The organism is Pseudovibrio sp. Ad13 (assembly GCF_001623225.1).
Taxonomy (GTDB): domain Bacteria; phylum Pseudomonadota; class Alphaproteobacteria; order Rhizobiales; family Stappiaceae; genus Pseudovibrio.
Window position 1 is genome coordinate 206,645 of sequence record NZ_LMCC01000013.1, and the last position, 12,325, is coordinate 218,969.

Consider the following 12,325-nt stretch of genomic DNA (forward strand, 5'->3'; position numbering starts at 1 on the left):
GATCATGCAGGATGAAACCATTCTCGAAATCAAAGATCTCAACATTTGCTTTGAAATGCGTGAGGGGACCGTCAAAGCCGTTAATGGCGTCAACTTTTCGGTCAAACCAGGTGAAGTGCTCGGCATCGTAGGCGAAAGCGGCAGCGGAAAGTCCCTGAGTGCCCGCTCCATCATGAACCTGCTGCCCCGTAACGCAACAGTCACCAATGGTTCTGTAAAGTTCCGCAAGAGCGATGGCGAAGTTGTCGATATCCTTGCTGAAAAGCGAGAAAGCCGGAAGATGCGTGAACTGCGTGGCGGCCACGTAGGTATGATTTTTCAGGAGCCTATGACAGCTCTCAGTCCGGTGCATTCCATCGGCAAACAGATCATGACCACGCTAAGCCTGCATACGGACCTTTCCAAGAAGGCACAGGTGGAACGGGCAGCAGATCTGCTGGCTATGGTGCAAATGCCAAAGCCTATGGAAATGCTCAAAAAGTACCCACATCAGCTCTCTGGCGGCATGCGACAGCGTGCCATGATCGCCATGGCGCTTTCCTGTAACCCAAGCCTGTTGCTGGCTGATGAGCCGACAACCGCGCTGGATGTGACCACAGAAGCGCAGATCCTCGATCTCATCATGTCCTTGCAGGACGAGTTGAACATGGCAGTGATCTTCATCACCCATAACTTCGGTGTGGTGGCAGAAATCGCAGATCGTGTCTCGGTTATGTATCTGGGCAATGCGGTGGAAACGGCTGCCGTAGATGACATTTTCTACAATCCAAAGCACCCGTACACCCGTGCACTGCTGCAATCCATCCCGCGTTTGGATGGGCAAAAGCGTCGCCGTCTGCAAACAATCGAAGGCATGGTGCCTGATCCGTTCAACCTGCCAACAGGCTGCGTGTTCCACACGCGCTGCGCTGAAAAGGTGGCAGGCAAATGCACCAGCCAGATCCCTGAGCTGACGTATTTTGAAAACGATCAGATGGCGCGCTGCCATCTCCATCAGGCATAAGGGCGAACTCTCATGACAAATATTCATGTACCTGATGATGCGCTGATCAGTGTTGAAAAACTGCAGATGCACTTCCCGATTAAAAAGGGATTTCTGGGCAGAGAGCAGGGCGCAGTCAAAGCCGTAGATGACGTGTCTTTTTACATCAGAAAAGGCGAAACTCTGGGCATTGTGGGTGAAAGTGGCTCCGGAAAATCCACCACCGCACGTGCTTTGCTGCGAGCTTATGAACCGACCGGCGGGAAAATACGCTTCAAAGATCCGGATGGTGTCTGGCATGACCTGACGCACAAGTCCGAAGCTGAAATGCGCAAGTTACGCCAGCACATGCAAATGATCTTTCAGGATCCTTATGCATCGCTCAACCCACGTATGACACTGCTGCAATTGGTCAGCGAACCGCTCGTCAACATCGGCTTGACCAACAAGAGCGAACTGGAAGACCGTGTTGCGGATCTGTTAAGCAAAGTGGGCCTGCGCCCTGAGAACATGAGCCGCTATCCTCACGCATTCAGTGGTGGTCAGCGCCAGCGCATCGGCATTGCTCGCGCATTGGCATTGAACCCGACATTCATCGCAGCTGATGAATCCGTATCAGCACTGGATGTGTCCATCGCTGCGCAGACCATCAACCTGCTGCAGGACCTGCAAGAGCAGATGGGGCTGACCTATCTCTTCATCACCCATGACCTGAGTATGGTGGAACACATCAGTGATCGCATTGGCGTGATGTATGCAGGGCGTTTGGTTGAGGTGGCAGACACAGCCAGCTTCTTTGAACAGCCGCTGCATCCATACTCAGAAGCACTGCTGGCCGCTATCCCAATCCCTGACCCAAAGCGTGCCCGTGCCAAGAAACGTGGCCTCGTGAAAGGGGAGGTAGCCGATCCGGCGAACCTGCCAGTGGGCTGTGCGTTTGCCAGCCGGTGTCCGCATGCGTCTGAGCTTTGCCACATGTCCAATCCGGAATTGACTGAAACAGCAGGTGGTAGGTTCGTCCGCTGCCACCACTCTGCTGACCTGAAGCTACAAGGGGCCAACTATGACCAATAAAAACGGAAGCCTCATTGCCTTGAGGCAGGGTCTTCAGGAAACCGACGAACTCAACCTTGCGCGTAAATTTGCGCCAGTGCTGCGACTGGACAGATCAGAACCATGGCGCCCGACCGCTATTGGGTTCACGGTCTTTTTGGAGGCAGCCAAGTCTCCAAGCAGCAAGTTTGAGATTGCGCCTAAAGCTGACCGCGTCATCGAATACGCGATCTTCTGGGACTATGACATTCAGCATCTTTACGACCTGGAACACATCTGGGTTCATCTCGATGCAGACGATCAGGTTGTCGCCGTTGAAGCATCTCAGCACGGCAAGCGCGTTGAAATGAAGAACGGTGACGCGCTGCCAATTGAAAATGGCCGCGTCACGCTTTGGGCGGAACCTGGCAAACACGCCCACTTTGCATCCCGTGATGCCATGAAGGAACGTGAAGCTCACACCCGTTACGAGTGCTCGTTGGGGGCGGGGTTACATGGTGTTCATATGGGGAATCCATTCTCGCAAGAGTTTGGTGAGGTCACTCCATATGAACACCGCCTCGCACGCCTGCAAATGCAGCGTTTGATGATGGAACCATCCTACGGCGAAACTCTGCGCTGGGATTGTGCTGAAGGCGATCTGGTGCCATGGGTTCGTGCGGAAAGCTGGATCCCTGAGCGTGTGAAGTACCTCATCAATGATCTGCGCGAAATCCTTCCGCATCTCAAAGCCATCTTTCTGGATTGTGGTGACACGCTCATCGATGAAGGCACTGAGATTAAAAAGGAAGGCAGTGATGTCGCCTACGGTGCTGAGCTCCTGCCACATGCCCGTGAAGCGCTGAACACGCTGGCTGCCCGCGGCTACCGCCTTGCTCTCGTGGCTGACGGCCCAAGCGCAACCTTTGAGAATATTCTGGGACAGCACGACCTGTGGGACCATTTCGAAAGCCACACCATTTCAGGTGATGTGGGTGTTCTGAAGCCAGATTACAGAATGTTTGAGTGCGCTATGTCTTCACTCGGCCTGAGCGAAGCAGATGCAGGCAGTATCGTCATGGTTGGCAACAACCTTGAACGTGACATCAAAGGTGCGAACGAAGCAGGTCACAAGAGCATCTTCCATAAATGGACGCAGCGCCGCAATGTGATGCCGACAGATGCCAGTGAAGAGTCAACCCGTACCATTGCATCGCTTCACGAGCTGGTCAGTTGTATCGAGCAAATCGAGCTTTCGCTTACCTGAAGTCCTTTAAAAGATACCCCATTTACAAGGAGTGGTTTTGTGCCAAAGACACAATTCCCCTGGCAGATCAAAAAGGGTGAGCCCTTAAGCTATTGGGAGGTCTCTGGGCTGACGGAGACACCCTTTGCTGGCGAGGCAGATACTCTGCCCGACAAGGTGAACTACACCTACATCAACGGTTTTACCGATGTCGGCGACCTCCCATGCCGCATTGCCTTCTGGAATGACATGAAGGGCAGGGATGTTCCGTGTCCGCATGATTCCCAACTGGCTGAAACTCGCATCCAGCCGTCACAGTCCGTGTTGGACTTCAGTGGCTTCTGGTTCTGCCCAACCCATCTGCAACGCGTTTTGCGCTGTGTGGTGAACGCACCAGCTACAGGGAACTATCAGTTCCGCGTCCGCACAGCCGGCGGTGTACGTGTTTGGGTGAACGGTGAGCCCGGTTTTGCATTCGAGCCTCTGGTTCGCAATAAACCGCAGGAAAGCCTTGAAACGCTTGCTCTGTCCAAAGGTGCGAATGAAATCATCGTGCATCTGGAAGACATTGCCGAGCGCGACACCGTTTATTCTCTCGAGCTTCTCTATGAGGGCTCAGAGGAAACTGACGCTGATCTGCAAGTCGGCCTGAGCGCTACATACGATGCGGAGGCCCTGAAAACAGCTGAAGCGTTTATCTCCAGCGTCCAGCCAGACAAGCTCTATTACTCTGAAGGAGATGTGGAACTGCAGTTTGAAGGCTCCTTGCCAGAAGACACTCAGATCCACGTTGAAACCCTGCCATTGCTGAAGCCAACGCTGGCGGGCAGTAAGGGCACCTACACCTTGCCTAAAGGCGCAAATCGTCTGGTCGGTCCACGTGTCGATGATCTGGCTCCGGCCACCAACCTCGTGCGGGTCACCTTGTTCACCCAAGGCCTTGGTGTTGCACGGGAAGTGGGCGTTGTCTGTCTGAAGGATCTGGAAAAGGGCACTGGCTCAACACTGGAAGAGCGCCGCAATGAGCTCTTAACATCCAGCGCACAGACAGGCGAAAGCCATCTCTCCCATGCTTTGGCAAAGCTACATGCGGGCATTGATCTGGACACAGCCGAGAAGCTGCTTCTTGAAGCGCTGAGCAAGATTTCCCGCCGCGAAGATTGCGCCGACTTTGCGTTCCTGTCATTGCTCTGGATCTGGAAAGATCATGCATGGACAAAGTTCTCAGAGCAAACCTGGCGCCGTGTCCGCTCTACAATTCTCGGCTTCCGCTACTGGTTTGATGAACCGGGTAACGATGCCATGTGGTTCTGGAGTGAAAACCACACGCTCTGCTTCCATGCCTCCCAGTACCTTGCTGGAACCATGTTCCCGGAAGATCTCTTCCTCTGTTCTGGCAGACAGGGCCAGCAGCAAAAACAGGTTGGCTATGAGCGGCTGTTGAAGTGGTTTGAAACCGTGGAACGGGACGGTCTGGCAGAGTGGAACTCCATTCCATACTACCCGATCGACTTTATCGGCCTGACAGCACTGTATCATCTGGCACCGGATGCTGACATCCGTGATCGCTCCAAAGCGCTCATGGACTCCATCTTCCAGATGATGGCCCTGCACACCCAGTCCGGCCTGCCTGCTGGCTCCATGGGGCGGTGTTACGACAAGGATATCTTCGCAGGCCCGGCAAGTGAACTGGCAACACTTTGCCATTTCGCATGGGGCAACGGGTTTGTGTCCTCCGGCAACTTCGCCTCAACGCTGATTGCGCTGAGCGACTACACGCCACCGGAAGAAACCAGCACATATGCGTCGGTACCTGAAGGACGTGCACTGGAAACCAGCTACGCGCAGGGCCATGAGCACGCAGGTAAGCTGAAGCTTTACAAAACTGCGGACGCACAGCTTTCTACCGTCGTAGACCACAAAACCGGGCAACACGGCCACCAGCAGCATGTGCAGGATGTCATGCTCGCAGGCAATCCATACGCACGGTTCTGGATCAACCATCCAGGTGAAACCCAGGTTTGGGGCAGTGGTCGGCCTTCTTACTGGTCCGGCAACGGAACGCTTCCGCGTGCGGATCAAACGGGCGCGGCTGGTCTGATGATTTTCAATGCCGCCGAAAACGAGGTTGACTTCACCCACCTCTATGCACCTCTGCACATCTGCGATGAGCATGAGCTCACTGGCAACTGGCTCTTTGCTCGTGTCAAAGATGGTTTCACCGCCTTCTACACCGCAAATGGCATGGAGCCACTGCAAACCGGCTGCTTTGCCGGTGTTGAGTTCCGCAGTTCAGGACGCCGCAATGCATGGGTGACCGTAACAGGGGCAGCTCAAACCGAAACCTTCGCAGAGTTCAAGGCACGTCTGCTCGCCTGCAACATCAGCTGGAATGCAGAAACATTGTCCTTAAGCGCTGCGATCAAGGGGCAGGGCAACCTCTCACTCAATTGGGAAGGCGAGTTGCGTGTCAACGGCAAGCAAAGTGTCTTCGAAAACCTCAGCCCGGTTCCACGCATCGGTCTGAAACGGCTTGATCAGTCCAGCTTAACTCAGGAGGAAGCTCATGTTTGAGACATCCAGGCTTGAAGACGCTCTGGCTCTGACAGCAGATGGCTTCCGCAGTCTGAAGGGCATCAACGATACCCCGTCAGAACTCGACAATGACGGCTCCATTCACTTTGATGAATGGGACTGGGAAGTCGGTGTGGGTCTCTACGGCTTTTACAAGCATGCCTGCAAGACAGGTGATGAGCGCATGAAGCGCAACCTCGCCAACTGGTATGACATGCAGATCGCCCGCGGTTTGCCTCCGCGCCAGATCAACTCAACAGCACCCATGCTCTGCCTTGCCTTGCTGGCTCGAGAAACCAACAACCAGCGCTGGAAGCAGATTGTGACCGATTGGGCTGAGTGGTTGATCAACGATATGCCGAAAACCGTTGATGACGGCTTCCAGCATCTGGTCAAGGAGCGGGAGAATGACGGTCAGCTCTGGGATGACACGCTGTTCATGGCAGGCCTGTTCATGGGGGTGGCTGGTGATTGGCTGAACCACCCGGATTGGGTGGAAGAAGCCTACTACCAGTTCCTTGTCCATGGCCGGTACCTGTCAGATCCGGTGAGCGGCCTCTGGTATCATGGCTGGACGTTCCTGGGGAACCACAACTACGCGCAAGCTTTCTGGGCCCGCGGCAATGCGTGGATCACGATAGCCGTGCCGGAACTGTTTGAGCTGGTCGGCGAACGTTATGGTCCGGCAGCACGCCAGATTAAAGCGCTCTACCGCCGTCAGGTGGAAGCCTTGCTGCCTCTCCAGTTGGAAGACGGCATGTGGCCAACTCTTCTAGATCAGCCGGATTCCCCACCAGAAACCTCCGCCACCGCAGGCTTTGCCTACGGTCTGCTGCGGGGCGTGAGAACAGGTATCCTGCCGGAAAGCTACTTGCAACCAGCGCTTAAGGCTGCGGCTGCGGTTCTGCAGCGGATTGATGCAACTGGGATCGTGCAGGAAGTCTCCGATGGTACGGCCATGGGGCACGATTTTGAGTTCTATCGGAACATTCCGAACACTCCCACACCATACGGGCAGGCACTGGCAAGCCTTCTTTTGATTGAACTTCTTGCCGCTGAGGAATTATTGCAAGATGTCGCTTAATACACACCATGTCACTGTCTCAGACGGCGAAAAAGACATAACGCAGGCCGTCCAGCAAGCAATTGATGCAGTTCACGCAGCTGGCGGTGGTCAGGTCGTGCTGCCAAGAGGGCAGTGGGTCTCAAAGGCGCTGAAACTCAAGTCTTTTGTAGGCCTGCACCTGCCAAACGGCTGTGAGGTTTCCTGCTCCACCAACTATGCAGACTATGAAGCAGGCAAAGTCTCTGTCATCGCAGAGGACTCCGATCGCGCCTTCATCACAGCGCGCGATCAGCAAGGCATCTCTATTTCCGGCAGCGGGTCCATTCATGGCCACAGCGCAAAATGGTGCGGTCGTGAAGGTCTCTTTGAAGGGACGTTCTGGCCCAAGATGCTACGCCCGCGTATCGTCGTCTTCGAAAACTGCAAAGACGTCAGTCTGACTGGCATTTCCATTGTCGAAGCACCCATGTGGACCATCCACCTGATCGCCTGTCATCAGGTAAAGGCAGAAGGTCTACGCATTCTCAATGATATGCGTATGCCAAACACCGATGGCATCAACTTCGACAGCTGCACCGATGCCTCCATCTTCAACTGCGTGATCCGCGCAGCCGATGATGCGGTTTGCGTAAAAACCTGCCGCAAAGAAGATGAAAGCCTCAACGGTCCGGCAGAACGGATCATCGTCAGCAACTCCATTCTCTCCTCAAAGTCTTGCGCGCTAAAGATCGGCACGGAAACCTATCAGGATGTGCGGGATGTTCTGTTCACCACCTGCACAATCACCGAATCCAACCGCGCTTTTGGCATCTTCTCCCGTGATGGCGGAGATATCGAGCGTATTCGCTTCTCCAACTGCACCGTGCAGTGTGAGCAGACGCCGGATGGGTTTTGGGGCAGCGGAGAGGCGATCACCATTAATGCTTTGCCGCGTGTCGCTGGCGACGTGCCGGGTTACGTGCGCGATGTATCTGCTGATGGCATCACGGGTCGCGCTCAAGGAGCGATCAACATTGTCGGTCACGAAACCCAGAAGATCGAGAGCGTCTCGCTCAGCAACATCCAGCTCACACTGGAAACCGGCAAGTTCTCGGATGCCTACTATCTCGACCTGCGCCCAAGCCCGCACGATGTGAACCTGCTTGATAATCCCGAGCAAGGCCGCCGCAACGCATGGGTCAAAAACGAGGCAGGGCAAGTCCTCGGCCTTGAACCCTATCCGAACGGATTGCCGGGCCTCTGGCTGGATCATGCCAACAACGTCCGTTGCAATGATGTTGTGATCCACAGACCCGCACCGCTGCCGAAAGGCTGGTCGACGGAAGAGGCGGAACTCGGCCATGTCACCAACGTTTGCTTCAGCAAACCTGCAAGTTCTCACAGTGTTGTTTAGGAATAGGACATATGCTGAAACAGTTTGATTTGAATGGAAAAACCGCAATTGTAACCGGCTGTGATACAGGCCTCGGTCAGGCCATGGCCGTTGGTCTGGCAAAGGCGGGCTGTGATGTGGTCGGCGTCAACGTGGTCGAACCAAAAGAGACCGTGGACTTGATGGCGGAAACAGGCCGCAAGTTCTTCGATCTGCGTGCCGACCTGAGTAACAAGGAAGCTCTGCCGGGCATCGTGGCTGATGCTGTTGCGGCCACAGGTCAGGTTGATATTCTCGTCAACAACGCAGGCATCATCCGCCGCGAAGAGGCTCTGGACTTCTCAGAAGACGATTGGGATGCGGTGATGAACCTCAACATCCGCTCACTCTTCTTCCTCTCTCAGCTGGTTGCAAAGCAGTTCGTGAAGCAGGGCAGCGGCGGCAAAATCATCAATGTTGCTTCCATGCTTTCCTATCAGGGCGGTATTCGCGTGCCATCTTACACAGCCTCCAAAAGCGCTGTTCTGGGCCTGACCCGTGCATTGGCAAATGAGTGGGCGAAACACGGCATCAACGTCAACGCGATCGCACCCGGTTACATGGCAACCAACAACACCGCAGCGCTCCGGGCAGATGCTGATCGTAATCAGGCCATTCTGGAACGCATTCCGGCGGAGCGCTGGGGCGAACCGGCGGATGTTGCAGGACCATGCGTATTTCTCGCGTCTGAGGCAGCCTCATATGTCAACGGCTTCACCATTGCTGTCGATGGCGGTTGGCTCGCCCGCTAACTGAAATACAAAGCCAAATGCAAATAACGCGCAGTTGAAAAATTGAGCGACTGGAAAAGTGCGCTCAATTGCCGAATTTTAGGAGAACACCATGGAAGTAAGACAAGCAATTCACAGCGACCACGCTAAAACATTGGATACAGAAGGCTTGCGCCGTGAGTTCCTCATTGAAAGCATATTTGCTGCCGATGAAATCACCATGACCTACAGCCACGTAGACCGCATCATAGTAGGTGGTGTGATGCCGGTGAACACAGAAGTCGTCTTGGCGGCAGACTACGGCAAGAAGCTGGGCGTTTCCTACTTTTTGGAACGCCGCGAAATCGGCTTCATCAACGTGGGTGGCCCGGCTGTCATCACAGTAGATGGTGAAACCTACGAAATCGCACAGGAAGAAGCGCTTTACGTTGGTATGGGTGCAAAAGATGTGTCTTTCAAAAGCATCGATAAGCAGAACCCGGCCAAGCTTTATTACAACTGTGCCCCGGCTCATAAAACCTATCCAAACAAGAGGGTCACACTGGCAGAAGCCTCTCCGGTCACTCTGGGCGATGCTGAAAACTGCAATGAACGCACGATCAACAAGTACTTCGTGCCGGATGTACTCCCAACCTGTCAATTGCTCATGGGCATGACCAAACTGCATCAGGGCTCCATCTGGAACACCATGCCAGCGCATACCCATGATCGTCGTATGGAAGTATATTTCTACTTCAACATGAAAGACGATGCCGCCGTTGTGCATATGATGGGGGAACCGCAGGAAACCCGCCACTTGTTCGTTCACAACGAGCAGGCAGTGATCTCCCCAAGCTGGTCCATCCATAGCGGTGTCGGCACCCAGTCCTACACCTTCATTTGGGGTATGACCGGTGAAAATCAGGAGTTCACCGACATGGACCACATCGCAGTTCCTGATCTGAAATAAACAACTGCTAGTCTTTGAAATGACTCAAGCCTCGCTCTGAAAAGGAGCGGGGCTTTTTGATTGCCTGAAGGATGCTTGGTTCAATATCCCCAAGATCTAAGTATGGAAAAATAGGCGCAAATTGTCTCAGTTGTAGGGCAGGCTCTTGCTTTTAGCGTGCTTCAGGCGACCAGAGTGCATCCGCAATAAAGCCATATAACCTCTGATATTTTTGCGCTTAACCCTTGTTGATCAGGGCAAATGCTCTTTCAGTATGCCTGAATTAAACTAGAGGAATTCCAGAAATTGACTCGCGCAAACGTTTGCGCAAACGGTTGCGTAACCCATACGCGCCTGCTAACGTCTCTTCAATCGAGACAACGCGGAGGAACTGCTGCAATGAAGAAGGGCGTACTTTTAAACGCTCCGGTCTCTAGCATTATCTCTCATATGGGCCATGGGGATGGTCTGTGTGTTGGAGACGCCGGGCTCCCAATTTCCAAGGATGTCGAGCGCATCGACCTTGCCATTACAAAGGGTTTGCCGGGCATGCTGGAAACGGCAAGCGCGATCACAGCTGAGATGCAGGTAGAGCGGGTTGTCATTGCTGAAGAGCTGATTGAACACCAGCCAGCTTATCACTTGCGCCTGCGTTCACTCATTGCCGAAATCGCAAAGTGTCAAGGCAACAGCGTAGAGACCACAACTGTCTCTCATGAGGAATTCAAGGCATTAACTGGTAAATGCCGGGCGGTGGTGCGCACGGGAGAATGCACGCCCTACGCCAATGTGATTTTTTATTCAGGCGTAACGTTCTGAGGGAAATCTGAGATAATTCGGGCTTTGGGAGAGGACACCCAGTGACAACCCTTCTTGAACTTCAGGGAATTGAAAAATCCTTCTCCGGGATCAACGTGCTCAAATCCGTTGATCTGACGATCCGGGCTGGGCGCGTTGTGGCGCTGGCCGGTGAAAACGGAGCTGGTAAATCAACCCTGATGAAAATTATATCGGGCATCTATCAGCGCGATGCAGGCACGGTGACCTACAAGGGCAAAAAGGTCAGGTTCACCACGGCACGTCAGTCCATGGATGCCGGAATTGGTATTATCCACCAAGAGCTTAATCTGCTGCCTGAACTGTCCGTTGCCGAGAACATCTATCTGGGCCGGGAACCCACCAAACTGGGTAAAATCCAGTGGGATGTGATCGAGCGGGAAAGCAAAAAATACCTCGCTCAGTTGAAACAGGATATCGATCCTAAAACGCCACTGGGCAAGCTCTCCATCGCGCAGCAGCAAATGGTCGAGATCGCCAAAGCGCTCTCGCTGAACGCTGAAGTGATCATCATGGATGAGCCAACAGACGCGCTCACCGATATTGAGACAGCAATCCTGTTTGAAGTCGTAGACGAGCTGCGGGCGCAAGGCAAAGGTCTCGTGTTCATCTCACACCGTTTGGGCGAAATATTCCAGATGTGTGATGACATCGCCATTCTGCGCGATGGTGAGATGGTCCATCAGGGGCCAGTCTCCGAGATCACTGAGGACGACCTGATCCGCCACATGGTGGGCCGGGAACTTTCCGATCAATATCCGTTTGTCCCAGCCGCTCCAGGTGATGTGCGTATCGAGGTTGAGAAACTGACTGCGCATGGCGCAAAAGAAGTCTCCTTCACAGCCAATGCTGGCGAAGTTGTCGGGTTCGCAGGCCTTGTTGGAGCAGGGCGCACAGAACTTGCCAAGGCAATCTTTGGTGCAAACCCAATCGACAGCGGCACAGTTAAGATCGATGGCAAAGAAATCCGCCTTAAATCACCACAGGATGGTGTCAAAGCACAAATCGGCTACGTCACTGAAGACCGCAAGCAGGAAGGTCTCGTCCAGTCACAGGAGTTGAGCACCAACATGTCCCTCACAGGGCTGGACCGGTTCTGCAATGTGCTCGGGTTCGTCAACAAAGCCTCTGAAGCCGTCACCATCAGCGAGTACATCGAAGCGTTCGCCATCAAGACCAGAGATGCAAACACCATCATCTCCAATCTGTCCGGCGGCAACCAGCAAAAGGTCTCCATCGCCAAGTCATTGGTGCCGGAACCCAAGGTCCTCATTCTTGATGAGCCCACGCGCGGCGTGGATGTAGGCGCAAAACGCGAAATCTACACGCTCATCAACAAGCTGAAGGCAGAGGGTCTTTGCATCCTGCTGATCTCCTCCGACATGCCAGAGCTTTTGGGTATCTCTGATCGCATCCACGTCTTGTCCAGCGGCAAGTTGACCGGATCGTTCTCACGAGCCGAAGCCACTCAAGAAAATATTATGCGCTGCGCCGTTGCTGGCCAAACGAACGGGTAAA

Annotated in this window: 10 protein-coding genes; all 10 read left to right on the forward strand. The window is 54.0% G+C overall.

All coding sequences use genetic code 11. The features are described 5' to 3' along the window. Nucleotides 1–4: 4 nt before the first annotated feature. The 10 genes from PsAD13_RS14720 (at nt 5) to PsAD13_RS14765 (ending at nt 12,324) form a co-directional block, all read left to right on the forward strand. Nucleotides 5–1,003 carry an ABC transporter ATP-binding protein gene (locus PsAD13_RS14720; protein ID WP_063318622.1) on the forward strand — a complete coding sequence of 333 codons (999 nt, stop codon included), beginning with the start codon at nt 5–7 and terminating at the stop codon, nt 1,001–1,003. Nucleotides 1,004–1,015: 12 nt separating this feature from the next. After that, nucleotides 1,016–2,056, forward strand: a complete 1,041-nt coding sequence (locus tag PsAD13_RS14725; RefSeq protein WP_063318623.1) for an oligopeptide/dipeptide ABC transporter ATP-binding protein — start codon at nt 1,016–1,018, stop codon at nt 2,054–2,056. Then, entirely contained in the window at nt 2,046–3,281 is a 1,236-nt protein-coding gene (locus PsAD13_RS14730; RefSeq protein ID WP_063318624.1) for an HAD family hydrolase, read from the forward strand. Before PsAD13_RS14725 ends, PsAD13_RS14730 begins: the two co-directional genes overlap by 11 nt. Before the next feature lie 39 nt (nt 3,282–3,320). Next, nucleotides 3,321–5,834, forward strand: coding sequence for a hypothetical protein (locus PsAD13_RS14735; protein ID WP_063318625.1), 2,514 nt, complete (start codon nt 3,321–3,323; stop codon nt 5,832–5,834). Then, the gene (locus PsAD13_RS14740; protein WP_063318626.1) at nt 5,827–6,918 is read left to right on the forward strand and encodes a glycoside hydrolase family 88 protein; all 1,092 of its coding nucleotides are present in this window, start codon (nt 5,827–5,829) and stop codon (nt 6,916–6,918) included. The genes PsAD13_RS14735 and PsAD13_RS14740 overlap by 8 nt, the downstream gene beginning before the upstream one ends. Further along, nucleotides 6,908–8,293, forward strand: coding sequence for a glycosyl hydrolase family 28 protein (locus PsAD13_RS14745; protein ID WP_063318627.1), 1,386 nt, complete (start codon nt 6,908–6,910; stop codon nt 8,291–8,293). Before PsAD13_RS14740 ends, PsAD13_RS14745 begins: the two co-directional genes overlap by 11 nt. An 11-nt stretch (nt 8,294–8,304) precedes the next feature. Further along, nucleotides 8,305–9,063 (forward strand): 2-dehydro-3-deoxy-D-gluconate 5-dehydrogenase KduD, encoded by a 759-nt coding sequence (gene kduD / locus PsAD13_RS14750; protein WP_063318628.1) that lies wholly within the window; start codon nt 8,305–8,307, stop codon nt 9,061–9,063. A gap of 91 nt (nt 9,064–9,154) precedes the next feature. Beyond that, nucleotides 9,155–9,991, forward strand: coding sequence for a 5-dehydro-4-deoxy-D-glucuronate isomerase (gene kduI, locus PsAD13_RS14755; protein ID WP_063318629.1), 837 nt, complete (start codon nt 9,155–9,157; stop codon nt 9,989–9,991). A 378-nt stretch (nt 9,992–10,369) separates the two neighbouring features. After that, nucleotides 10,370–10,789 carry a D-ribose pyranase gene (gene rbsD / locus PsAD13_RS14760; RefSeq protein WP_063288553.1) on the forward strand — a complete coding sequence of 140 codons (420 nt, stop codon included), beginning with the start codon at nt 10,370–10,372 and terminating at the stop codon, nt 10,787–10,789. A gap of 41 nt (nt 10,790–10,830) precedes the next feature. Further along, nucleotides 10,831–12,324 (forward strand): ATP-binding cassette domain-containing protein, encoded by a 1,494-nt coding sequence (locus PsAD13_RS14765; RefSeq protein WP_063288554.1) that lies wholly within the window; start codon nt 10,831–10,833, stop codon nt 12,322–12,324. The last annotated feature ends 1 nt before the right edge of the window (nt 12,325 follow it).